At 71.7% G+C, this 22,953-nt stretch carries 24 protein-coding genes; 9 read left to right on the top strand and 15 right to left on the bottom strand.

All coding sequences use genetic code 11. The annotated features are described in order from the left end of the window. Position 1: 1 nt before the first annotated feature. From JW613_RS32815 to JW613_RS32805, 3 genes are read left to right on the top strand one after another with little or no spacing between them, the layout of a single operon-like run. On the top strand, positions 2 to 1,219 hold the full coding sequence (locus tag JW613_RS32815) for a beta-ketoacyl-ACP synthase 3 (RefSeq protein WP_209214506.1): 1,218 nt from the start codon (positions 2 to 4) through the stop codon (positions 1,217 to 1,219). After that, positions 1,195 to 1,464: an acyl carrier protein gene (locus JW613_RS32810; RefSeq protein ID WP_209214505.1), complete on the top strand. Its 270-nt coding sequence runs from the start codon at positions 1,195 to 1,197 to the stop codon at positions 1,462 to 1,464. The genes JW613_RS32815 and JW613_RS32810 overlap by 25 nt, the downstream gene beginning before the upstream one ends. Continuing rightward, positions 1,461 to 2,726 carry a beta-ketoacyl-[acyl-carrier-protein] synthase family protein gene (locus tag JW613_RS32805; protein ID WP_209214504.1) on the top strand — a complete coding sequence of 422 codons (1,266 nt, stop codon included), beginning with the start codon at positions 1,461 to 1,463 and terminating at the stop codon, positions 2,724 to 2,726. Before JW613_RS32810 ends, JW613_RS32805 begins: the two co-directional genes overlap by 4 nt. Here JW613_RS32805 and JW613_RS32800 read toward each other — a convergent pair. The 3 genes from JW613_RS32800 to JW613_RS32790 all read right to left on the bottom strand — a co-directional run bounded on the left by JW613_RS32800 (position 2,701) and on the right by JW613_RS32790 (position 4,366). Further along, positions 2,701 to 2,925, bottom strand: a complete 225-nt coding sequence (locus JW613_RS32800) for a hypothetical protein (RefSeq protein ID WP_209214503.1) — start codon at positions 2,923 to 2,925, stop codon at positions 2,701 to 2,703. The two genes, JW613_RS32805 and JW613_RS32800, sit on opposite strands and share 26 nt — an antisense overlap. A gap of 166 nt (positions 2,926 to 3,091) precedes the next feature. Then, positions 3,092 to 3,709 (bottom strand): hypothetical protein, encoded by a 618-nt coding sequence (locus tag JW613_RS32795; protein ID WP_209214502.1) that lies wholly within the window; start codon positions 3,707 to 3,709, stop codon positions 3,092 to 3,094. A 48-nt stretch (positions 3,710 to 3,757) separates the two neighbouring features. Beyond that, entirely contained in the window at positions 3,758 to 4,366 is a 609-nt protein-coding gene (locus JW613_RS32790) for a hypothetical protein (RefSeq protein WP_209214501.1), read from the bottom strand. A gap of 414 nt (positions 4,367 to 4,780) precedes the next feature. Here JW613_RS32790 and JW613_RS32785 point away from each other — a divergent pair, with 414 nt between their 5' ends. Together JW613_RS32785 and JW613_RS32780 are read left to right on the top strand one after the other, a co-directional pair. Beyond that, a complete protein-coding gene (locus JW613_RS32785) occupies positions 4,781 to 6,946 on the top strand; it encodes a SpoIIE family protein phosphatase (RefSeq protein ID WP_307866132.1) in 2,166 nt (721 codons plus the stop codon). Between the two features lie 199 nt (positions 6,947 to 7,145). Then, on the top strand, positions 7,146 to 7,685 hold the full coding sequence (locus tag JW613_RS32780; protein ID WP_245226686.1) for a hypothetical protein: 540 nt from the start codon (positions 7,146 to 7,148) through the stop codon (positions 7,683 to 7,685). A gap of 23 nt (positions 7,686 to 7,708) precedes the next feature. Here the strand turns inward: JW613_RS32780 and JW613_RS32775 are convergent, their stop codons facing one another. From JW613_RS32775 to JW613_RS32760, 4 genes are read right to left on the bottom strand one after another with little or no spacing between them, the layout of a single operon-like run. Beyond that, entirely contained in the window at positions 7,709 to 8,908 is a 1,200-nt protein-coding gene (locus JW613_RS32775; RefSeq protein ID WP_209214499.1) for an MFS transporter, read from the bottom strand. Beyond that, on the bottom strand, positions 8,908 to 9,525 hold the full coding sequence (locus JW613_RS32770) for a GNAT family N-acetyltransferase (RefSeq protein WP_209214498.1): 618 nt from the start codon (positions 9,523 to 9,525) through the stop codon (positions 8,908 to 8,910). Before JW613_RS32770 ends, JW613_RS32775 begins: the two co-directional genes overlap by 1 nt. Further along, entirely contained in the window at positions 9,525 to 10,856 is a 1,332-nt protein-coding gene (locus tag JW613_RS32765) for a DUF6271 family protein (protein WP_209214497.1), read from the bottom strand. The genes JW613_RS32770 and JW613_RS32765 overlap by 1 nt, the downstream gene beginning before the upstream one ends. Then, entirely contained in the window at positions 10,838 to 11,941 is a 1,104-nt protein-coding gene (locus tag JW613_RS32760; RefSeq protein WP_209214496.1) for a phytanoyl-CoA dioxygenase family protein, read from the bottom strand. The genes JW613_RS32765 and JW613_RS32760 overlap by 19 nt, the downstream gene beginning before the upstream one ends. 560 nt (positions 11,942 to 12,501) lie before the next feature. Between JW613_RS32760 and JW613_RS32755 the strand changes: the two genes are divergently transcribed. After that, positions 12,502 to 13,953 carry a glycoside hydrolase family 3 protein gene (locus tag JW613_RS32755; protein ID WP_245226684.1) on the top strand — a complete coding sequence of 484 codons (1,452 nt, stop codon included), beginning with the start codon at positions 12,502 to 12,504 and terminating at the stop codon, positions 13,951 to 13,953. Positions 13,954 to 13,976: 23 nt separating this feature from the next. Here JW613_RS32755 and JW613_RS32750 read toward each other — a convergent pair whose 3' ends face one another. The 4 genes from JW613_RS32750 to JW613_RS32735 are packed head-to-tail and all read right to left on the bottom strand — an operon-like array spanning position 13,977 to position 17,380. Continuing rightward, positions 13,977 to 16,028 (bottom strand): prolyl oligopeptidase family serine peptidase, encoded by a 2,052-nt coding sequence (locus tag JW613_RS32750; RefSeq protein WP_209214495.1) that lies wholly within the window; start codon positions 16,026 to 16,028, stop codon positions 13,977 to 13,979. 37 nt (positions 16,029 to 16,065) lie between these two features. Beyond that, a complete protein-coding gene (locus tag JW613_RS32745; protein WP_307866131.1) occupies positions 16,066 to 16,311 on the bottom strand; it encodes a DUF3817 domain-containing protein in 246 nt (81 codons plus the stop codon). 2 nt (positions 16,312 to 16,313) lie between these two features. Next, positions 16,314 to 16,643, bottom strand: a complete 330-nt coding sequence (locus JW613_RS32740; RefSeq protein ID WP_209214493.1) for a hypothetical protein — start codon at positions 16,641 to 16,643, stop codon at positions 16,314 to 16,316. Between the two features lie 47 nt (positions 16,644 to 16,690). Continuing rightward, positions 16,691 to 17,380 (bottom strand): DJ-1/PfpI family protein, encoded by a 690-nt coding sequence (locus JW613_RS32735; RefSeq protein ID WP_209214492.1) that lies wholly within the window; start codon positions 17,378 to 17,380, stop codon positions 16,691 to 16,693. 409 nt (positions 17,381 to 17,789) lie between these two features. On the opposite strand from JW613_RS32735, the gene JW613_RS32730 reads away from it, so the two are divergent. Next, entirely contained in the window at positions 17,790 to 19,070 is a 1,281-nt protein-coding gene (locus JW613_RS32730) for an FAD-dependent monooxygenase (protein ID WP_209214491.1), read from the top strand. Positions 19,071 to 19,175: 105 nt separating this feature from the next. Here JW613_RS32730 and JW613_RS32725 read toward each other — a convergent pair whose 3' ends face one another. The 4 genes from JW613_RS32725 to JW613_RS32710 all read right to left on the bottom strand — a co-directional run bounded on the left by JW613_RS32725 (position 19,176) and on the right by JW613_RS32710 (position 21,785). Beyond that, positions 19,176 to 20,057 (bottom strand): EamA family transporter, encoded by an 882-nt coding sequence (locus JW613_RS32725; protein WP_209214490.1) that lies wholly within the window; start codon positions 20,055 to 20,057, stop codon positions 19,176 to 19,178. Continuing rightward, positions 20,050 to 20,598: a MarR family winged helix-turn-helix transcriptional regulator gene (locus tag JW613_RS32720; RefSeq protein ID WP_209214489.1), complete on the bottom strand. Its 549-nt coding sequence runs from the start codon at positions 20,596 to 20,598 to the stop codon at positions 20,050 to 20,052. The genes JW613_RS32725 and JW613_RS32720 overlap by 8 nt, the downstream gene beginning before the upstream one ends. A 167-nt stretch (positions 20,599 to 20,765) precedes the next feature. Beyond that, positions 20,766 to 21,350 carry a transglycosylase SLT domain-containing protein gene (locus JW613_RS32715; RefSeq protein WP_209214488.1) on the bottom strand — a complete coding sequence of 195 codons (585 nt, stop codon included), beginning with the start codon at positions 21,348 to 21,350 and terminating at the stop codon, positions 20,766 to 20,768. 279 nt (positions 21,351 to 21,629) lie between these two features. After that, a complete protein-coding gene (locus JW613_RS32710) occupies positions 21,630 to 21,785 on the bottom strand; it encodes a hypothetical protein (protein WP_209214529.1) in 156 nt (51 codons plus the stop codon). 94 nt (positions 21,786 to 21,879) lie between these two features. On the opposite strand from JW613_RS32710, the gene JW613_RS32705 reads away from it, so the two are divergent. Further along, positions 21,880 to 22,569, top strand: coding sequence for a GNAT family N-acetyltransferase (locus JW613_RS32705; RefSeq protein ID WP_209214487.1), 690 nt, complete (start codon positions 21,880 to 21,882; stop codon positions 22,567 to 22,569). Next, the gene (locus JW613_RS32700; RefSeq protein WP_099882267.1) at positions 22,566 to 22,901 is read left to right on the top strand and encodes a DUF427 domain-containing protein; all 336 of its coding nucleotides are present in this window, start codon (positions 22,566 to 22,568) and stop codon (positions 22,899 to 22,901) included. The genes JW613_RS32705 and JW613_RS32700 overlap by 4 nt, the downstream gene beginning before the upstream one ends. The last annotated feature ends 52 nt before the right edge of the window (positions 22,902 to 22,953 follow it).

The raw sequence follows: 22,953 nt of genomic DNA, 5'->3' as shown, positions 1-22,953 counted from the left end.
GGTGACGGCCTCCCAGACCTTCTCGACCGACGGGCGTGCCACCGTCGTGTGCGGCATCGGCGCCTCGCTGCCTCCCCAGGTGCGGAGCAACGAGGACGTCGCGCACGACGGCGGGCTCGCCACCACCGACGCGTGGGTCCGCTCGCGTACGGGCATCGCCCGCCGCCGTCGGGCCGCCGCCGGAGTCGCCACCGGCGACCTGGCCGCCGCGGCGGGCCGGGCCGCGCTGGAATCCGCCGCCGCCCGCCCCGACATGCTGCTCCTGGCCACCACCACACCGGACCGGCGCTGTCCCGCCACCGCGCCGCAGGTGGCACACCGCCTCGGTCTGGGCACGATCCCCGCCTTCGATCTGGCCGCCGTCTGCTCGGGGTTCGTCTACGCCGTGGCCGTCGCCACCGGGCTGGTCAGGTCCGGGGTGTGCGGGCGTCCGCTGGTCGTCGGCGCGGAGACGTACTCCACCATCGTCGACCCGCACGACCGCGACACCGCCGTCGTCTTCGGCGACGGCGCGGGGGCCGTACTGCTGCGTACCGGTGAGCACGGGGAGCCGGGGGAGGTGATCGCCTCCGACCTCGGCGCGGACGGCTCGGGCAGCGATCTGATTTCCATCGCCTCCGGCGGTTCGAGCGCTCCCGCCACCGGGACCGAGCCTCCGCGCGACCACCGGTATCTGCGGATGCGGGGCCGTGAGGTGTACGCGCACGCCGTGCGCCGAATGACGCAGTCGTCCCGCGCCGCGCTGGAACGGGCCGGCTGGGAGCCGTCCCAGCTCGGCGCGTTCATCGGCCACCAGGCCAACCAGCGCATCCTGGACACGGTCGGCGACCGGCTCGGCATCGCGCCCCGGCACCGGTTCGGCAACATCCGCGACGTCGGCAACACCGCGGCAGCCTCCGTTCCCCTGGCGCTGGCCGACACCGCGGCCCGTGACCTGGTACGGCCGGGCGCCCCCACCTTGCTGACCGCCTTCGGAGGCGGGCTCACCTGGGGGTCGATCGCCCTGACCTGGCCCGCGGCCCCGCCACACGCCGACTCCCCGCAACCGGCGGCCGTCTCGGCCGACCACGCGCCGCCCGACGGCCGACCCCGGCGGCATGAGGACCGGTCCCGACAGCGGGAAGAGCACCGCCGGCAAGACCGCCGACAGGCAGAACACCGACAGCGAGAACACCAACAGCGGGAGGAAACCCCATGGACACCGTCCACGCCTATGTGACCACCGTGCTCACCGACAAGTTCGAGGTCCCCTCCGACGAGATCCGGCCCGGAGTGACCCTCACCGAACTGGGCCTGGACTCCCTGGCCGTCACCGAACTCCTGGTCACGCTGCAGGAGCACTACGGCACCAGTGCGCCCGACGACGCCGTCACCGGCGAGGCCACACCGGAAGACGTCGTCGCACTGGTGCACGAGCTGCTGAACGGAGCTCAGCAGCCTGCCGGGCGGGGGACACCGGAGTGACTGCCACCCGCTCCGACCGCGCGGTGGCGGTCACCGGGGTCGGCCTGGTGACACCGGCGGGTGCGGGGACCGAGGAGACCTGGCAGCGGGTGTGCTCCGGCCTGCCCACCGCCGCCGAGGACCCCGAGCTGGCCGACGCGCCGGTGGGCTTCTCCTGCCGGGTCGACGGGTTCGATCCGCGCGGGCACGTCGGCGGTTCGCAGCCTTGGCGCTACGACAGGTTCACCCAGTTCGCCCTGGTGGCGGCCAGGGAAGCGGTGCGGGACGCCGCACTCGACCCGGACACCTGGGACGGTGCGCGAGTCGCGGTGGTCCTGGGCTCGGCCGCCGGAGGAGTCACCACTTACGAGGAACAGCACCACAGGCTCCGCACCAGCGGGCACCGCGCGGTCTCCCCGCTCACCCTGCCGGCGTTCCTGCCGAACATGGCCGCCGGACAGCTCGCCATCGACCTGGGTGTGCACGGACCGGCGCTGCAGACCGGAACTGCCTGCGCGTCCGGGGCCACCGCGCTCGTCACCGCGGCCATGCTGCTGGAGAGCGACGCCTGCGACATCGCCGTGGCCGGCGGCAGCGACGCCATGGTGACGCCCATGTGTGCGACCGCGTTCGCCCGGGCGGGCGCCCTGTCCCGGGGCCACGGTGATCCGGCGGGCGCCTCCCGGCCCTTCGACGCGGCACGGGACGGGTTCGTCCTGGCCGAAGGCGCCGGTCTCCTGGTCCTGGAGCGGACCGCGGACGCGGCAGCGCGGCGTGCCTCGCCGCAGGCCGTGCTGGCCGGTCACGGCTCGACGACCGACGCGCACCACGCGGTGGCCCCGCAGCCGGACGGCCGCTGTCTGCGGGAGGCGACACAGCAGGCGCTCGCGCGCGCCGGTGCCGCGTACGGGGATGTGGACCACGTCAACGCCCATGGCACCGGTACCCCGCTCAACGACAGCACCGAGGCGGCCGTACTGAGCGAACTCTTCGGCCCCGAGGGGCCCGCTGTCACCTCGACCAAGGGCGTGACCGGCCACACGATGGGCGCGGCGGGTGCCGTGGAGGCGGCCCTCACCGTTTTGGCCGTGCGGCGGCAGACGGTGCCGCCGACCGCCAACTTCCACCGGGCCGATGCCGGGACCTCGGGTATCGACGTCGTGCACGGAGCCGCCCGGCAGCGCCCTGTCGAGCTGGCCGTCAGCAACTCCTGCGGGTTCGGCGGGCACAACGTGGTGCTGGCGTTCGCCCCGGCTCCTACGGTTCGCGGCGCACGGCGGTGACGGGCTCGAAGCCGGCGGTCCCCAAGGTGACGGTCTCGTACGGGTGCGGGGCCGACGGCGGCGCCGTGGCGTCCGCGTCGCCGTCCGGGAGGGAGGCGGTGTGAACCACCGTCGGACGGTGCTCCTCCAGCGGTTCGGAGAGCCCGTACGGTGCCGGGCCGCCGCTCGTGGCCAGTGCGTAGTGCTCGGGATCGGTCATGACCGCACGGATACCTCTCCCGACCGTCGGCGAGGCAGCCGTGCGCGGAAGACCACCCGTGCTGCGGTACGCCGCACCGCCGACCGGCCCTCGGGGGCCTTGCCGGTCCCGGCCGCACGGGTGGCGGCCGGGACCGGCAAGGGTGGAGCAGCAGCTCACCGCCGCGTCAGCCGCAGTGCTGGGCCTTCTCGGCCTCGGTCATCGGCCGGGTGTGCTGCGTCTTGGTGCTCGGCGCGTCCGGCTTCGGACCGGTGGCCTCGAAGGGCACGTACCAGATGTAGTGGCCGTGGAACCGGTCGGGGAAGTGCATCTCGTACTGCCCGCTGACGGTCTGCAGCTGTGCCTCGCGCGTCACCCAGCCGACCTCGCCCGGCCTGACGTCGATGTTCGTCTGGGCCGATTCGGTGTGGGAACTCTCCCAGGTGTGCTGGTAGTTGGTCTCGATGCTGACCTTGAAAACCTCGGCGAAACCGTACTCGGCGCTCAGTGACACTCCCACGCTGTTGGTCTCGCCGGTGGTGTCGGACCAGCCGACGGTGGAGCGCTGCAGGTCCTTCGTGCAGTTGTAGGCGCTGTCGCCGACCTGGTGCGCTTCGCCCATGGAGTCACGGGGCGGCCCGTCGGGGTGGAAGACGCAGACGTCGGTGCCGTTGTCGCACTTGTCCAGCAGTTCCCGGACGGTGGGCGGGTTGTCGTCGGCCTGCGCCACGCCGGGGGTGAGTGCCGCGCTGCCGGCGGTGACGAGGGCGGCCACCAGGACGGACCACCTGACGCGTTGGTTCATGGAGTTCTCCTCACAGGAGGCGTGTGGGGGGATGGGGTGGCGTCGGCGTCAGCTGAAGCCGATGGACTGGGTGCGGTCGTTCATGAAGGCCCCGATGTCCGAGGTGTTCTCCTTGAACGGGCCGTCCCGGTCCCCGCCGAGCCCGGGCTCGGGGTAGAGCCAGATCCAGCAGTTGCCCCACGGCTGCACCGAGGAGATGCGGTTCTTCCAGGCGTCCTGCAGGTCGTACTGGTAGTCGACCCAGCCGTCCTTCTCGCACAGCGCCTCGCCGCTGATGGTCAGCGAGTCACCGCCGAAGTCGGTGTCGTCGAAGAAGGTGCCCTGGATGACACCGTCGGCCTGTCGGTCGGCGTCGGCCGCCAGCGACCGCGCCTGTGCGCGGAACCGGCTGTCGTGCGCCGCCGCACGGGCGGAGGCCGGCGCGTCGTCGATGCGTCCGTCGCTCGCGTGGTCGATGGCCTCGGTGAAGCTGGCGTAGCAGCGCTCGGCACCGGTGCTCAGATCGAGGGTGCAGTGCCGCGGCTGTCCGTCCCCGCCCGACGGGACCGGGCCCGAGGGGACGGCCTGTGCCGCGGGCGCCGTCACCGCGCCGGCCAGCAGGACGGAGGCGGCGAGGGTGATCGTATGCACGGTGCGGTGTCTCGGCCGGGAGATCATGTGATCCTCCAAGTGTTCGTGGGGCACACCCAGTTGGGTGTGGAACAGCAGTACGCGTGCTCGTTGGGTCCCGGCTGAAACGGCAAGCCCGTTATTGCCCGCAAGTTACTTCCGGTAACAGCAGTAACGTCGTGCGCGTGCCCGGAAATGTGGGACGCCCGAACGGCACCGGGAGCCGCCCCGCACGGCCGCACTGCCGCGACGCGACCCAGCGGCTGCCGTGAGGGGGAACGCGTCCCGCGGTGCGGCGCGCGGCAGGCCGGGCAGCGAGTGGAGGGCCGTCACCGTCCGTCCGTCGGTGTGCCGCCACCGTCTCGGCGGGTTCGTACCCGAACATGGCCAGCGGCGGCCGTGTGCGTGCGGCACACCGCTGCGGCCGCCCACTGCCTACCTGCGGCCGGCCTTGGGAGCGGCGTGAGCGATACGGAGCGGTTCGCCGACTCGGACGAGTCCGACTGGGGGCAGCTGGACGCCGTGCTGACCGGAGCCATGGAGGCCACCGGCGCTTCGGTCGGTCTGCTGTACCTGCTGCCTCCAGGGGAACAGGTGCTCTCCCTCGCAGTGGTGTCCGGGGTCTCCCTCGGTATCGCCGCGCCGTGGGCCCGTATTCCGCTGGAGGCACCCGTCCCGGTGGCGGTCGCGATGCGGCGGCAGCGGTTCGTGTGGCTGGCCAGCCAGGAGGAGATGGCCCGCCAGTACCCCAGGGTCGGTGTGGTGCTGCCCTACGACTTCCGGCTGGCCGCCGCCCCCGTCGTCGTCGGCGGCACGGCACGCGGCGGCATCGTCCTGCTGTGGCCGACCGAACATCCGCCGCGGCTGACGCCCCGCGAACGCCACGCGGTGGGAGGCAGCTGCCGCCGCGCGAGCCGCGTCCTGCGGCAGGCCGCCGACAACGGCCGTCCGCTGCTGCCCCAGGACGAGCCGCGGCTGCTGCGGTCCCGGGGCCCCGGCCGGCCCGAGCCGGAGCGGGCGGCAGCGGCCTACGAGTTCGCCGAGCGCCTTCCGGTCGGGTGCTGTTCGCTGAACGTGGACGGGGCGATCGTCTTCCTCAACTCCGCGGCTGCCGACCTGGTGGGAGCGGACGCGGAGACGCTGCTGGGGACCCGTCCCTGGGAGTCGCTGCCCTGGCTGTACGACCCGGTCTTCGAGGACCGGTACCGGTCTGCCGTGATCTCCCGGCAGCCGGTCGCCTTCACCGCCCGACGGCCCCCCGACACATCGCTGTACTTCCGGCTGTTCCCCGGGGAGAACGGGGTGAGCGTCCACATCACACCCGCCGCTGCCGAGCACGCCGCCCCGTCCGCCGACCGACACCCACCGAAGGCCGAGCGGCCGGCCAGCGCGGCAGCCCTCTACCACCTCACCCATCTGGCGGCCGTCCTCAGCGAGGCGGTGGGCGTCGCCGATGTGGTGGAGCTCGTGGCCGACCAGCTCGTACCCGCGTTCGGGCCCGGCGCGCTCGCCCTGATGACCGCCGAGGAGGGCCGCCTGCACGTCGCCGGCCATCGCGGCTACCCGGCGGAGCTGATGGCCCGTTTCGACGCGGTCCCCCTCACCTCCGACACGCTGGTGACAAACGTCCTGTCGTCCGGCGTCCCGGCCTTCTTCCCGAACTTCGCAGAACTGGAACGGGCCCATCCGCCCGCTGTCCACCAGGACGGAATGGCCGCCTGGGCGTTCCTGCCGCTGCACGCCTCGGGCCGTGTCATCGGCACCCTCGTACTCGCCTACGACCAGCCCCATCCCTTCACACCCCCCGAACGGGCCCTGCTGACCTCCTTGGCCGGGCTGATCGCCCAAGCGCTGGACCGCGCCCGCCTCTACGACACCCAGCGGCAACTGGCCCACAGCCTGCAGACGGGCCTGCTGCCGCACCGGCTGGCCAGCGTCCCCTCGCTGGAGGTGGCCGCGCGGTACCTGCCCGCCGGGCGCGGCATGGACATCGGCGGCGACTTCTACGACCTCATCCGCAGCGGCCGCTCCAGCGCCGCGGCGGCCATCGGCGACGTCCAGGGGCACAACACCACCGCGGCGGCGCTCATGGGGCAGGTGAGAACCGCCGTCCACACCCATGCGACCGCCGGTGTGTCGCCCGGAGAGATCCTCGCCCGGACCAATCGGCTCCTCATCGACCTGGACACCGGGCTGTTCACCAGCTGCCTGTACGCCCACCTCGACCTGCCCCGCCGGGAGGTCCACCTCGCCACAGCCGGACATCCGCCGCCCCTGCTGCGCCATCCCGACGGCCGTACGGAGACCCTGGAGCTGCCTCCCGGACTGCTGCTCGGTGTCGAAGCCGACACCGATTACACGACGGTCGCTTTCCCCTTCGAACCCGGAAGTGTCCTCGCCCTCTACACCGACGGACTGGTCGAGACCCCCGGGGTCGACATCGGGGTGTCCACCGCCGCGCTGGCCCGCAGACTCGCCGAGGCCGGCGACCAGGATCTCGAAGACCTCGCCACCACCCTCACCGCCCCCACGGTCCAGCACACCCCGCCCACCGACGACATCGCCCTGCTCCTGCTGCGTCCCACGGCCGGACGGCTCAGCCAGGAGGCGGGGCCTCCTTCTTCATGAGCGCGTCGAACAGCCTCCAGCCGTCCCACTCCGTCACGACGGGCGGTGGCGGACCGTCCAGAACCAGGTCGTGCCGCCGACGACGAGGTGCGTCCATCGCGCGGGTGAGCACACCGGTACGGTCGTCATCCCCGGGGACGAGCCGGGTCGGGCTCGCGGGCTGACGGGGTGCGGCGCGGGGCCCACCATGATGGGACCCATGAGCACCCAGGTCACCACCGAGACCCCCGTCACCGCGCCACCGCCGCCCCGTTGGGCGGTGTGGGCAGCGCACGCGACCACGGTGGTCGTCCTGCCGAGCGGCCTGTGGCGCATCGCCCTGGTGCTCGGATATCCGGCCGGCTACACCGACGAGGGGTTCGTGCCCTTCCAGTCGCTCGACGCGAAGGTCTGGATGCTGACGCTGAGCGTCGTCTGCGAGTTGGTCGCCTTCCTGACGATCGGTCTGGTGCGGCCGTGGGGCGAGGTGGTGCCGCGCTGGATACCGTGGCTGGGCGGGCGGGCCGTACGCCCGATGGCAGCTGTCGTCCCGGCCGCGCTGGGGGCGGTGGTACTGACCGCGCTGTGGGCCAACATTCCCTGGTGGTGGACGTATCCGCACGACAACATGACGGACACCGGGAACCTCGTGGTCGGCATCCTCTACCAGCCGGTTGTCCTGTGGGGCCCGTTGGTCGCCGCGGTCACCGTCTCCTACTACCGGCGGCACAGGCCGCGCCGCGAAGGCGGACGCGCCTGAACGACCGGGCCCCGGCGGCGAGCTCAGCCGGAGGCGGCGGCCACCGGGGTCCAGCGGATCCGGGTGCTGCACAAAGACACCACGAGGGCCGAAACGGCGACGGTCGCCATGCCCCACGCCAGATCGCTGGCGCTCGCGATGAAACCGATGAGGGGCGGCCCGGCCAGCAGTCCGGTCGTGCCCATGGCGGCGACGAGGGTCAGCGCGTCCGAGCCCTGCCTGGCCGCGGCGGCGTACACGCAGGGGGTGACGGCGGCGATCCCCAGGCCCACGCAGGCGAAGCCGACGAGCGCGGGTACGACGCCGCCGCTGACCAGCGCGACGGCGAGTCCGGCGCCCGCGAGCGCGCTGCCCAGCAGGACGACCCGACCGTCGCCGAAGCGGTTGCGCCAGCCGTCGGCGAACAGCCGGGCGAGAACCATCATCCCCGAGACGACGGCGATCCCCAGGGGTGCGATCTGCGCGGACGCCTTGGCGATGTCTCTCATGTACAGGGTGGACCAGTCGTTCATGGCACCTTCGGCGACCGTGCCGAACACCATGGCGCAGCACATCCACAGCGTCACCCGGGACGGCAGTGCCCACCGGCCGCGCTCCTGCCTCGCCGTCTCTTCGGCCGGCGCGTCGGCCGCCTCGTCGTCGCCGAGGAGCCCCGTCCGTGCGTAGGCGCCCAGCAGCACCAGGAGGACGGCCGCCACCGCGAAGTGGGCCCCGATCGACGAGGTCACCGCGCTCATGCCCGAGGCGAGCAGCGCCGCCAGCAGCGACCCTCCGCTGAAGACCGCGTGCAGCCTCGCCATCGCGGTGCGTTCGTATCGCGCTTCGAGTGCCGCTCCCTGCGCGTTCATGGCGACGTTCAAGCAGCCGACGAAGAGACCGTCGACGCACATCACCAGCAGGGCGACGGGGTAGTTCGGTGCCGCCGCCAGGGCGAGGAGCAGCAGCGTGAGACCGAGATGGGACAGCAGGGCGAGCCGCTGGGAGCCCAGACGCCTCATCAACATCGCCACCAACGGGAACGACACCGCCGCACCGACCCCGGCGGCCATCAGCAGCATCCCGACCTCGGCGGCGGTCAGCTGCAGCGCGCTCTTGAGAGCCGGGATCCGCGAGGCCCAGGTGGCGTACTGGAACCCGAGGGCGCAGAACAGCGCGGCGATTGCCGACTGCCCATGGAGGAAGGACCTGTGGGCAGGGAGAGTGAGGGCGCGGAACACATGCATCAGCTCACTTCGTGTTGCGGGACCGGGCACGGCACCGGCCTGGACATGTAGACCGCGCCTGCGCCGTAGCCACTGCCGGGCGGCACGACTCCTGGATGGGGTACGAAGCCCCGCGCCGACCAGAACCGCTCGCTGCCGCCGACGGCGACCAGCGAGATGCGCTCGTGTCCACGCGCTCGCGCGGTGCGGGTGAGGTGGCGCAGCAGATGCTGGGCCAGCCCTCGGCGGCGCAGCGTCCGTGTGACGACGATGTCGTGCAGATGGAGATTGCGGGTCCGAAACGCGGTGGCGCCCTGCCTCTGTTCCAGATCCGGGTAGCGGAAGGCCGGGTAGGGCAGGGCCAGCAGGTAACCGGCCGTCCGGGAACCGACGTCCAGCAGGAAGCAGGTGCCCGGTGAAGCGGATGCCCGGGACTGCAGTGCGGCCGGCCCCTCCGAGAGGCCCAGTCCGGCGTAGGCGTCCCGCTCCAGAGCCGCGACGGAGTCCCAGTCGCTGTCGAGGATGTGGCGGATGCGTACGGTTCCGAGACCGCGCACGGCTTCCCAGCCGGACGCGGCCGTCTCCGCCCTGCTCGCGGCGCCCGGCCGCGGCTTCGGCGCAGCTGTGCCCGTACGCATCACCCGTGCACCTCCGGTCGGCCGGACGGCGGTGGGCTCAACGGGGTCTGCCGGGCGGCGGACATCAGCTCGCCCCAGGCCTCGGTCAGCACAGCGAAGTCCTCGATGTCGCTGCGCGCCTCGTCGAGCAGGCGTTCGCGGCGGGTGGCCAGTTGGTCGGCGACGGTGGTGTAGCGACCGCCCAGCCGCCGGTAGGCGGAGTCCAGAGCGTCCAGGCGCTGGACGTTCTCGCGCCGGTCGAGCGGGGCGGATTCCCGCGCGAGCGCCGCGATGGCCGAGGCGCGTATGTGCCCCCGGTCGTCCAGCAGCGAGTCGCCTGACTCGGCCATCCCGTCATAGATGAAGTGGAAGTGGAGCATCGACAGCAGGAACTTGGCGAAACGCGTCTGATAGGCCAGGAAGCCCGGCCCGGTCCGGCGTTCGGACGTGTGGAAGTTGACGATGTGCCGGTTGTGCAGGACGCCGGGCAGTCCGGCGTTCCGCACCAGATGGAGCAGGAAGTAGTCGCTGCCGATGGTGTCCCGCGCGGGTGGCAGCGGCACTTGTTCGTGGACGCCGTGGAAGCTGATGTTGCACATGTCGACCCGCATCGGGTCGACCAGCGTCAGCAGCGAGTGGTCCCGCTCGAACGGTCGCGTGCCCGCGCCCCGGAAGGATTCGTCCACCAGCTGACGCTTCTGCTCGGCCGGCCAGTGCGCGGGCGCCCAGAGGCTGACGACGTCGTGGTAGACCTCGGGGTCCGCCGCCAGGATCCCGCCGAGGTCCACGGACAGTTCACCGATGAACGAGCTGCCCACCATCGCGACCCGTCTGTCCAGGTGCTCGGTCGCCAGCGTCGTCTCGTCCACGCCGCGCGCGGCATCCGCGGCCCGCTTGCCCAGCGACCTCAGTTCGTGGTGGACGGGGAAGACCGGGCGGCCGTGTGCGCTCTGGTACCGGCTGTCGGAGTCCCTCCGGTGGACGGACTCGCAACCGAGCGCGGCCGCGAGCAGGAAAGCGCGATCGGTGCAGGCTCCGTAGGAGAGCCCGTCCGGCAGCAGCAGATCGCGCAGCAGCTCGGGCTTGGCGTTTCCGGTGCGCTCGGTCACCCGCTGGAGGAAGTCGCGCTGCCGCGCCTCGTCGAGGTGGTGCACCGTGAGGCGCGGGGAGGTGGGCAGGCGCCGCACGGCCTCGGCGTGCTCGGCGTACACCGGCGGTGCGCAGGAGTCGAGGATCACCAGGTGGACATCGTTGTCGAAGTGCTCGACGGCGTACGCGGCCTCCTCTCCGACAGCCGCGATCGTCGCCGCACAGGGCCTGTTGGTGGGAAGTGTCAGGCAGATACTGCGCATGTCTCCTCCCCCATGGCCTCGCTCGTGACGGCGTTGTCGGCGGTGCCGGCGGTGTCGGCCGCGTCGTGGGGCCCCCGCCAGGAGTCGAGCCCCAGCAGTTTCGCGCCCAGGGCGGTGAGTCGGGCGGGACCGTAGCGCAGGGACTCGTGCTTCGTGCTGTCGCCGAGCAGTGTCGCGTTCCAGTCCGGGGTGGTGAGATGGCGCCAGGAGTCGATCCGTGACCGCCGCAGCGCCTGATGGGATTCCAGCGCGGGCATCATGGACAGGTACTGCACCGAACGCACTCCGCTGTCGGAGGTGTTGGCGGCCACTCCGTGCGCCAGCAGACCGTTCCAGATCAGCAGGTCGCCGGCCGCCAGTTCGGGACGTACGACGGGCATCTCGTCCCGGTCGATCGAGGGCCGTATCGGGTCGCGACCGTCCGGCTGGAGCGCCTTCCACCGGTCGAACTGCCGGAACAGCTCGGGGCAGCACTGGAAGCCTCCCAGCTCCGGCTCGGTGTCGTTGAGGGCGATGATGCCCTGCACCCGCTGGGGCGGAGTGCCGAGCGAGGTGTCGATGTCCCAGTGGAGCTCGATGTCGAAGCCCCGGTCCCGCTGCTCGATCAGTGCCCGGTCGCGGTTGCCGATGTTGGGCGGGTTGAGGTTGAGCCGGTCCAGGGTGACCCAGAGCTCTTCGCAGTCCCATACGTCGACGAAGGCGTCGTAGACCCGCTGCGTCTGGCGGCTGTCCCAGATGAGCTGGTGGTGGTACGCCTCGACGAAGCCGTAGATGTGCAGCTCCCGTTCGAGGTCGGAGCCGAACTCGCGGTCCCGGTACCAGGTCTGCGGGCGGTCGGGATCGAGCCCTTGGAACTCCCAGGCGAAGTCCAGCAGCCGCCGGGCGGCGGAGGCGGGGATCGCCTCCTTGACGACGATGTAGCCGTAGGTCTGCCAGAAGGCGAAGTCCTCCTCGGACAGCACCCGGAGCGGGCGCGTCTTGCGCAGCTCACGAAGGGGCGTACGGGCCAGATAGGTGTCGCCGTCCGCGCTGAAGTAGGGGATGTTCGATGCGGCTCGATGGAGATAGGGGTCAGACGTCGCCATACGGTGCTCCAGGTGCTCACTGCCGCCCCCGGGACGGGGGAGCGGCAGTCTGTTCGTCCGGTGGAAGTGCGAGGGCGCTGATCGGTCGGGTGGGCGGCAGGGGCGCTGTTCGCGGCCGGGTCGCGGCGCGGGGGGTGGCGGGGCCGACGGGGCGCTGGGTGGCGGTTCCGGCCGTCGGCGACCAGCGGCCCGCAACCGTCCCCTGGTCCACGGGTCAGGTCACGTTGCGGCGGGCTCGCAGGCGCGGCGGGATGGGCACACACCCCGATATGAACGGAACGTGCGCCACACGTGCCTCTCCTTTGGCTCGCGCCCCACCCAAGTTGGACTAGACCAAATCGGATGTCAACTCCCGTCCACGTGCGGGGAGGTGGTCGGTCCCTGCCGTGCACGGCCGTGGGTGCGAGCTCGTGGGGGCGCGATCCGCCCCCTTGGCGTGTGTCGTTCGGCGTGTGTGGTTACTCTGGGGCACACGTCGTTGGTCTGTACCAAGTTGATCGGAATGCGGATGCCGTGCGCTGCCGTCACCGACGTACCGATCCCACCGAAAGGCGCCGTCGATGCCCGCCGAACCGATATCCGCCAACAAGTACGGCAGCGCGTTGCGACGACTCGCGCTCTCCGTCCTGCAGCCCGGTTTCGTGGGCACCGAGGCGCCCGACTGGATCCTGCGCGACATCGGCGACGGGCTGGCCTCCGTCGTCCTCTTCTCGCGCAACATCTCCTCCCCGGACCAGGTGGCGCGCCTGACCGCACAGCTCCGCGCGGAGAACCCCGCGCTGATCGTCGCGATCGACGAGGAGGCGGGGGACGTGACCAGGATCGAGTCGGCCACCGGCTCGACCCGGCCGGGCAACTTCGCGCTGGGAGCCGTCGACGACCCGGAGCTGACCGAGGCCGTCGCCGCCGACCTGGGCCGTCAACTGCTCGCCGCGGGGGTCACCCTCGACTTCGCACCCAGCGCGGACGTCAACTCCAACCCCGACAACCCGGTCATCGGGGTCCGGTCCTTCGGTGCCGACGCCGACCTGGTGTCCCGGCACACCGCGGCGTGGGTCCGCGGGCTCCAGTCCGCCGGAGTCGCCGCCTGCGCCAAGCACTTCCCCGGACACGGTGACGTCGCCGCCGACTCGCACCACGAGCTGCCCACCTACGACGCCGACCTCCCGGCCACGCTCAGCCGGGCAGTACTGCAGGAACTGCTCCGCGAGGAACTGGGATTCGACGGGCTGATCGTCAGTGACGCCATCGAGATGGGCGCCGTCACCGGGCGCCACGGGATCGACGGGGCCACCGTGCGGGCCGTCTCAGCCGGGGTGGACGCCGTCTGCGTCGGCGGGGAGAGCGCCGAGGAGAGCACCGTCGACGGACTGGCCACGGCACTCGTCGAGGCCGTCGTCCGTGGCGACCTCGCGGAGGAGCGGCTGGCCGAAGCCGCCGGCCGGGTACGCGAGTTCGCGGAGTGGTCAGCCGCGCTGCGGGCGGCCGTCCCCGCCCGGGAGGCCCCCCGGGACATCGGCCACGTCGCGGCGCGGCGCGCCGTCCGGCTCACCGGCACCGCACGGGACACCCTGCCCCTGGCGGCCCCTCCGCACGTGGTGGAACTGGTCGCGGCCACCAACATGGCCATCGGCAAGGAGACCCCGTGGGGCGTCGCGGCCCCGCTGCAAGAACGCCTCCCGGGCACGACCTCCGCCCGCGTGCACGGCGACGAACTGCGGGAGCGGGCCGGCGTGCTCGACAGCCGGGCGCTGGCACCCGCCGCCGGGCGGCCGCTCGTCGTGGTCGTCCGGGACGCCTCCCGCCACGTGTGGATGAGCCGCGCCGTCGCCGCGCTGGTCGCCGCACGCCCGGACACCGTCGTGGTGGAGATGGGCCTGCCGAGCGACGCCCTCACTGGAGCGACGCAGATCGTCACCCACGGCGCGAGCGCCGCCTCCGGCGTGGCCGCGGCGGAGCTGCTGACGGGCGGGCCCCGGTCCGCCGACGGATTCCACCGCTGTGTGTCGTAGCGGTGGCGGGTGCCCGCCCGGGATCAGTCGGGCACCCGGCCCTCGCCGCTCAGCGTCCGCCACAGGAAGGTGTGGGTCAGCGCCTCGACGAAGGCGGCCTGCTCATGATCGGCCGCACCGGCGTGCCCACCGCCGGTGTTCTCGAAATACCGGACGGGCAGCCCCCGGTCCCGCATGCGCGCGGCCATCTTCCGGGCATGGCCCGGGTGGACGCGGTCGTCGCGGGTCGAGGTCGTCAGCAGCAGCGGCGGACAGCCGCGGTCGGCGTCCAGGTTGTGGTACGGCGACCAGCGGAGCAGCTGGGCGCGCTCATCGGGCGTGTCCGGATCGCCGTACTCGGCGATCCAGGACGAGCCGGCGAGCAGCCGGTGGAAGCGCAGCATGTCCAGCAGCGGTACCTCGGCGACGACAGCGCCGAAGAGTTCGGGATGCCGGGTGAGCATGACGCCCATCAGCAGGCCCCCGTTGCTGCCGCCCGAGATGCCGAGCCGCTCCGGTGCGGTGACACCCCGCGCTGCCAGGTCCCGGGCGACGGCTGCGAAGTCCTCGAAGGCACGGTCCCGCGCCGCGCCGAGCGCCGCCCGGTGCCAGGCGGGACCGTACTCGCCGCCGCCGCGGATGTTGGCCACCACATAGGCGCCGCCGCGCCGCAGCCATGTCCTGCCCGTCACGGCGGAGTAGGACGGGGTGAGGGACACCTCGAACCCGCCGTAGCCGTACAGCAGCGTGGGCACCGGCCCCTCCTGCCGCTCCGGCCCGACGACGAAGTACGGCACCCGGGTCCCGTCCGCCGAGATCGCGAAGTGCTGCCGTACACACAGCCCCTCGGTGGCGAAGCGGGCCGGCGCCTGCTTCAGCGTCTCCACACCCGATGCGCCGGCCATCGCCCGGCACAGGGTGGCCGGCTGCAGATATCCGCTGACGTCGAAGAGGATCTCCTCCGCGTTCTCGTCCTCCTCGTCCGGGGCGGTCGCGGTCACGGCAGCCGTGGACAGCGGGGGCACCTCGCCGAGCGGGCGGCGCGACCAGCCGCCGCCGGTGTTCGGCGTGAGCAGCTGCAGACGGGAGGAGACGTCGGTGAGGGTCTCCAGCACGAGGTGGCCCCGCGTGGTGGCGTATCCGTCCAGGACGGTGCGCTCGTCCGGGGTGAACAGCACATCGTGCGCGCGCTCGCCGCGCAGGAAGGCGTCGAAGGGGAAGGCCAGCAGCGCTCCGGCCGGCCGCTCCAGCCAGGGTGAGCGCAGGCGGACCAGCAGCCATTCCCGGTGGACCCGGGCCAGCGCGTCGTCCGGCACCTCGATCCTCACCGGGGCGGCGTCCGGTCCGAGCAGGAAGTACTCGCTGCTCCAGAAATCCCGATGGCGCACGGCCAGGTCCCGCTCGAAGCCAGGGGTGGGATCGTGCCAGGCGTGGACGGACACGTCCTCGGCACGACCCTCGAAGACGACCGGCGACTCCGCGAGCGGGGTGCCCCGGCGCCAGCGCCGCACCGTGCGCGGGTAGCCGGACCTGGTGAGCGACCCGGGGCCGGTGTCGGTGCCGACGAAGAGGTGGTCCTGATCGATCCAGGTCACCGAGGTCTTGGCCTCGGGCAGCCGGAAGCCGCCCTCGGCCTGTGTCACGAAGCGGCGCCCCTCCACGTCGTATTCGCGCACGACAGTGGCGTCGGCGCCGTCCCGGGACAGCTTCACCAGGGCCCGCTTCCGGCCGGGCCGCTGCACCACGGCACCCGACCACACCCACGGCACGTCCTCCGCCGCGGCCAGCGCGTCCACGTCGAGCACCGTCTCCCAGCGCGGGTCGGGCCCGCGGTACTCGGCGAGAGTGGTGCGCCGCCACACCCCTCTGAGGTGGGCGGCATCGCGCCAGAAGTTGTACAGGTGCGGGCCGCGCCGCACGACGTACGGAATGCGCGCGGGATCGCTCAGCACCTCCCGCGCTTCCTTCCGCAGCGCCTCGAACCCCGGGTCGGCGGTGAGTTCCGCCACCGTCTCGGCGTTCCGCTCCTCCACCCAGGCGAGCGCGGCCTCGCCCTCGATCTCTTCCAGCCACAGATATGGGTCGTCGTCCTCCATCACCCCATGATTGTCCCCCTCTCTCACCACTGCACGGTCAGGTCGCGAGCCGGTGCACCACCAGGAGACCGCCGATGCCGGGGAGGAGAGCAGTGGCCCTCGTTCGGGCCGTGGCCTGTTTGCCGCGCCAGGTTCCGATGACGACGAAGAGGTAGGCGCAGCCGTGGGTCGGCCCCATCAAGGAGGAGACGGCCTGCAGATGCGCGGTGGCGATGTTGGCCAGCATGACCAGGAGCGAGATGAGTTCGACGTGTGCGGCGATGCGCAAATTGCGAAGGTCCACGGTCACTCCCCTGGGTGCGCGGCGCCCGTGGTCAAGACACGGCGTCGACCGGTGACCCGGGAGGCGGGCAGCCGTCCGGCCTTGGAGGTGCCGGTCATCGTGGGGCCGTCGAGGGCGACGTCGAACGTGAGGTTCAGGCGCATCGGTTCGGTGACGGCCTGCTTCCAGCGGAGCCGGTCGCCGTCGAGGGCGACGTCCGTCAGGGGGACCTTCTCGCCCCCGCTGTGCGCGGTCCCGGCGAGCACGCCGTGTTCGTGCCGCAGCTCGATCACGGCCTTGATCTTTCCGATGGGTGTGGAGACGGACAGGTCCCAGATTCCTTCGACGGACATGCGGTTGTTCTTCCTCACGGTGGCGGTACTTACGGATCGGGGCGTCGTCACACGTCGACCGGGACCGGCCCCTGAGGGCGCCAGACGGTGCCGCGGCGCTCGTAGGCGAACAGTTCCTCGACGGCGTGTGCGATCCGCGGCCCCACTTCCCGCTCCAACAGATGCAGGGCCAGATCCAGCCCCGAGGTGACGCCGGCGCCGGAAACCAGGTCGCCGTCGTCGACGACGCGGGCGCGGACCGCGTGGACACCGGTCGCCTCGAGTGTGTCCATGCCCAGATGGTGGGTGGTGGCATGGCGGCCCTCCAGTAGACCGGCCAGGCCCAGGATGAGCGAGCCGCCGCACACCGTGGCGACGGTCACCTCCGGATCGTTCATCGCCTTCTTGAGCAGCCCCGGCAACTCGGTGGTCAGGGTGCGGCCCAGCAACACCGGGATGGAAGCGTCCTGCTGGCCTTGTTCGGCATCCCCGTCCTGCTCGGGCACCTCGTCCGGCCCGCCGAGGCGCCCTGCTGCTCCCGGGACCAGTACCAGGTCGGCCTGTGCGGGGTCCAGGGCGGCAGTGGCACGCAGCGGCAGGCCGCCGGTACCGCTCACCACGTCGCGCGGTCCTTCGGCGGACACCAGTTCCACACTCACCGCCGCGTCGGAGAACATACCTCCGGCGTACAGCACTTCGTAGGGCGCGATGACGTCGAGCGGGTCGAAGCCGTCGAACAGGACGATCTGGACGTGCATGTGGAGTCCTTCGATTTCGGAGTTTCGGGGATCAGGAGGTTCAGGGGATTCGGAGGAAGGGGGGAGGCCGGTGTGTTCCGGCTGGGTGCGACGGTATGCGGCCGTTCCCCCGCCTCCCAGTGGCGTGAGTGCCAGGCCTCGACGGGATAACGCCAACGCTTGCCAGCAGGCCGCTGAACTGCGCAGCAGGCAGCCGACAGCACCTCGCACACCGGGGATCGGACCCCACCCGCAAGGCGGGTTCCTGCCGCCGGTCTTCCGTGCTGTAGGCGGCGTGTACGCGATCTGCCGGGGCCGGTCGGGGCCTGTCGGTACGGTGTCGACGGTCTGTCGGCCGGTGGCCGGAGGCTCGGGGTGTCGGCGCCGGGACGGAGGAAGTCCCGGGCCGGTCACGGAAGGAGAAGAAACCATGGCACCCGACACCCGCCCGACCCGTACGGCGCGCAGGATCCCGCACTCCCTGGAGACGCCCGGCAGGGGGCGCGTCCTGATCTCCGGCGCGAGTGTGGCAGGTCCCGCCCTCGCCTACTGGCTGCACCGCTACGGCTTCCGCGTCACCGTCGTCGAACGGGCCCCGGCCCTGCGGCCGGGCGGCCAGGCGATCGACGTACGCGGCCCGGCGATCGAGGTCGCCCGGCGCATGGGTGTACTGGACGAACTCCGGGCCCACGCGACCGAGTTGCGCGGCATGTCGGTACTGGACGAGGACGGCAACGACACACACAGCACCACCGACGTCACCGTCAGCGGAGGGCGCCTCGACCGCGACGACATCGAAATCCTCCGCGACGACCTGGTCCGGATCCTGGTGCGGGCGGGCGGCCCCGGCATCGAGTACCTCTTCGACGACTCGATAGCCCGGATCGACGACTGCGGGGACGAGATACGGGTGCGCTTCACAGGCGGGCACGAGCGCGCGTTCGACATCGTCGTCGGCGCGGACGGCATCCATTCGCACACCCGTGCCCTGGCGTTCGGGCCGGAGGAGCAGTTCCTGCGGCCGTTGGCCGGGCACCTGGGCGTGTGGACGGCCCCGAACATCCTCGATCTGGACCGCTGGCAGATCGTCTACCGCACCCGGGACGAACAGACGTGGGGCAGCATGGTGATGAGCGTGCGCAACAACTCCGAACTGCGCGTCTACGTCGGTCTCAACGGGCTCGACCACAGCGACCCGGCACTGCGCGATCCGCAGGTGCAGAAACAGCTGATCGCCGAGCGGTACGCGCACATGGGCTGGGAGATACCGCGCCTTCTGACGTACATGTGGGAAGCGCCCGACTTCCACTTCGACGCCGGGGCGCAGATCCATATGGATTCCTGGTCCACGGGCCGGGTCGTACTGCTCGGTGACGCCGGATACTGCGGTTCGCCTGCCAGCGGCCAAGGCAGCAGCATGGCGATGGTCGCCGCCCATGTCCTCGCCGGGCAACTCAAGGCTGCCGACGGCGACCACCGCAGGGCCTTCGCGGCCTACGAGCGTGAGCTGCGTCCCTGGGTCACCGCCAACCAGGCCTTGGCGGACCGGCAGATCGACCGGGCCGAGAACGCCGGGAACGCCGAGAAGAGCAGCGAGAATAGCGGCGGAGGTGAAAACTCCCTGCCGACCTTCGTGGACGACGACTTCTACGCCGTCGTCGACGACTTCATCCTCCCCGACCACGGAGAACAAGGCGCCACCGCGAGGTGATCCGGCGTCGGGTGTCGCCGGAGGCCGTGCTGCGGTCGGCGTCGAGGACGAGGAGCGCGGTGTGCGCCGGCGGCCTCCTGCTCCGGGGTGCGAGTCGCCTCTCGTTCAGGACAGGGAGATGAGCGCCATCGAGGCCGCTGCGCACACCAGGCCCGCCCCCTGAAGCCGGGTGAGGCGTTCGCGGAGCACGGCGACGCCGAGCAGTACCGGGACGGCCGGGTAGAGGGCGGTGAGTACGACGGTGAGGGAGAGCAGTTGCTCCCGGGTGGCCAGCGTGTAGAGGGTGATCCCGAGAGTCCCGAGGCTGCCGGCTCCCAGGCATCCCCATACGGACCCGGCCGACAGCCGGGGGAGGGCGGGACGGCGGGCGACCAGCGGCAGAAGGACCAGAACGGACGCGGCGCGGCCGGCGACGAGAGGCCACAGGCCGGCGGCCGGATCCGCCTGGGCGAGGGCGACGAACTGCAGAGCGAAGCCGAGTCCCGCGGCGAGCCCGTGGTGTGCCCCGGACGCGATGCCGCGGCTGCTGCGGCTGTCACTGCTGCAGTTGTCGCTGTCGCTGCCGTCTTCGTCGGCACGGCCGGAGCGGGCGATCAGCCACAGCGCGGGCGGGGCGGCGGCGATGCCGTACCAGGCCCACAGCTGAGGGCGGTCGCCCAAGAGCGCCACGCCGATCAGCACGGGCAGGGCGACGGCGGCAACGTCGCTCAGCGGCACCACGACGCTGAAGCGGCCACTGCTCACTCCCCGGTAGAGGAAGGCCACACCGATGCCCGTGCCGACGCCGGAGAGCGCTCCCCAGCCCAGCGCACCGCCGGTGATGTGGGGTGCGGCGGACCAAGGGGCGACCAGAAGCATCAGGACGGTGCCGCCGAGCTGGCCGATCAGAGCGACGGCGGAACTGTCGAGGCGGCGCGCGAGCAGGCCGCTGAGAAAATGCGCGGTGCCGAAGAACAGAGCCGACACCAGCGCGAGGGCTTCACCCAACGTCCTGGTCCACGCCCGTGCGAGGATGCTCCCGGTCCGCCTGCCCCACCGGGCACGTGGCGTTGTCGCGGACGCAGACTCCCCGGTCGCAGAGCCTGCAGAGCCGTTCGGCGTCGCCGGGCTGCCGGTGGAGACCGGCCAGAAGCTTGCTCAACAGCGCGTCCAGCTGAGCCTGTTCGTCCTCGTCGAGATGGCGCAGAGCGCCGGTGAGCGCCTCGCCCCGAGAGGCGAGGAGGCTGTGTGCGGCCCGGGTGCCCGCGTCGGTCGGATGGATGGCGACCCAGCGCCCCCACGTCGACTCCCTGCGGATCAGCCCCTGTTTCTCCAGCCCGTCGACCATGCGGGCCGCCGCGGACTGGCTCAGTCCGACCCGCCGCCCCAGTTCGGTGACGCTGAGCCCCGGATCGGTGGAGAGCACCACCAGGGCAGCGGCGCCACTGCTGCTGGTTCCGGCGGCGGCCGTGACTCCTGCCAGCAGCCGGTCGGTCAGCGCCAGCGAGGCCGCGCCGAGCAGATTTGCTGTGCGAATCTCATCATGCATGACTCATGCATAACCCTATGAGCTGAGAACAAACCCGTGGACACCGATCGGCGGGCGCCGGTCATCGCGCCGGGCCGCTGAGCGCATATGCGAAGGAGCGGGTGGGAGGTGTTCCTCCCGCCCGCTCCTGTTCGCATGCGTGGTGGTGTTGTGTGTGGTGTTGCTGGTCAGTAGGCGGAGTCGACGTTGTCCATGGAGCCGTAGCGGTCGGCGGCGTAGTTGCAGGCGGCGACGATGTTGGCGACCGGGTCGGTCAGCTCGTCGGGGGTGCCTTCGACGTGGTAGCGGTCGAAGGTGGGCTGGATCACCTGCAGGAGGCCCTTGGAGGGGGTGCCCTTCTTGGCGTTGATGTCCCAGTCGTTGACCGCGTTGGGGTCACCGGCCGACTCGCGGATGATGTTGCGCTTGATGCCTTCGTAGGAGCCGGGGATGCCGTGCTCCTTCATGATGGCGCGGGCCTCGCGGATCCACCCGTCCAGGTTGTCCGCGTACTCCTTGCCACCAGCCTTCTTCTCGGCCTTCTTCTCGTCCTTCGCCTTCGCGTCGGCCTTGTCGCTGTCCTTGGCGGCCTTGGTGGCCTTGGCGTCGTGGGCGTGTGCGACGGCGGCGGGCTTGGTGGCGGGCTTGGCGGGGGCCTGGGCGGCGTGGGCGGTGCCGGCCAGGGCGGTGGTGGCGATACCGGCCGCGCCCAGGGCGGTCAGGCCGGTGGTGGCCAGGCGGGCGGGCTTGAGCGAGCGAAGAGCAGTACGCATGCGAGCGGAGAGCCTTCCAGTGGGGGGGACGTATCCGGCCGCGCATCCCCCGGGGGGCCGCACCGTGCGGTGCGCTTGTCCCGGTCTCGTCGCGACCTGGCACCCACCCTGGGAACCGGCTCCCCGGCCCGACAACTGTGTGACCTACGACCCCGCCTCGTCGTCACCGCCCCACCGAACACACCACCTCCCACCCCCACCAGGCCCGGGCAAAGCCAGACATACGATCCGGCCTCGTAAGTGATCTGGCTCCTATGGGCGGCCTCACACGGCCCTCCCCTACGCGTCACCCAGGGTGAGCGCATTCTTCGCTCGGGTGAGGGACTCCTCGGAAGCTCCCTGGCCGCGACTCTCGGTGGCCAGGGCCTGGTTGAGGGCGACGTAGGGGCGCATGCGCTCCTCGTAGCGGGGCGGTGCGGTGGCAGGGTCGGCCATGCTCGACGGCGTGGCCCGGCTCGTCGCCGAGCGGTGAACCTGTCCGGCGCCAAATTCGTTCGACCCCGCTCCCCCTCTTCGGCAAGCTCTCGTCATGGAAGCCGACATCTGGCCCTTGTACGGGCTGCGTCTGACGACACCCCGCCTTCAGCTGCGCCTTCCCGACGAGCGGACGCTCGCCGAGCTGGCGGAGCTCGCCGCCGGAAAGGTGCACGACGACAGTGAGATGCCGTTCAGCATTCCGTGGACCGCCGCGAGCCCCGAGGAGCGCAAGCGCGGCTGCTTCCAGCACGTACTGAGCACCATCGCCGACTGGCGGCCGGAGGCCTGGACGCTGAGCCTCGCCGTACTGCACGAGGGCCGGGTGATCGGGCGCCAGGACGTGACCAGCACCGATTTCGCGGTGGTACGGGAAGCGGAGACCGGCTCCTGGCTCGGTGCGGCGCACCAGAACAAGGGGTTCGGCACCGAGATGCGGGCAGCCGTACTGCAGCTGGCCTTCGCCGGGCTCGGGGCGCGCAGCATGACGTCGGCCGCGATGACGGACAACCCGCGCTCGCGGCGGGTCTCGGAGAAGCTGGGGTACCGGCCGGACGGCCTGATGAGCGCAGCCGTGCTGGGCCGGGCCCGTACCTTCGAGCGGCTGCGGCTGGACCGTGCCGACTGGGAGGCGCACCGCTCGGTACCGGTTGAGACGGCGGGACTGGAACCGTCGGCCCTGGCGCTCTTCGGGGCCGGGAGCGACGCTGGAGTCCGAGAAACCGCGAGGAAGGACCGCCCATGACCGCACAGGGCCACACGATCACTGTCGAGGAAGGCACCGAGCGCGTACGCGTGGTCACGCGAGACGGCCGGGTGCTGGCGGACAGCCGCCGTCCGGTGCTGCTGAGCGAGACCGGCTACCCGGTGCGGTACTACCTGCCGCCCGAGGACGTCCGCACCGATCTGCTGACGCCGTCCGACACCCACACCCGCTGCCCCTTCAAGGGCACCGCCGACTACTGGTCGCTGGCCGACGGTACGGCCCAGGACATCGCCTGGTCCTACCCCGAGCCGTTCGACCAGGTGTCCGAGATCAAGGGACACCTCTGCTTCGCGGACGTCGAGGTGGGCTGACACCGGCGCGACAGGCGAGCGGTGGTCGAGCAGCAGGCCAGGCGAGCGGAAA

Source organism: Streptomyces smyrnaeus (assembly GCF_017676345.1).
Classification (GTDB): domain Bacteria; phylum Actinomycetota; class Actinomycetes; order Streptomycetales; family Streptomycetaceae; genus Streptomyces; species Streptomyces smyrnaeus.
The sequence above is the reverse complement of the archived record's forward strand: the minus strand, read 5'-3'. Positions and strand labels throughout refer to the sequence as shown.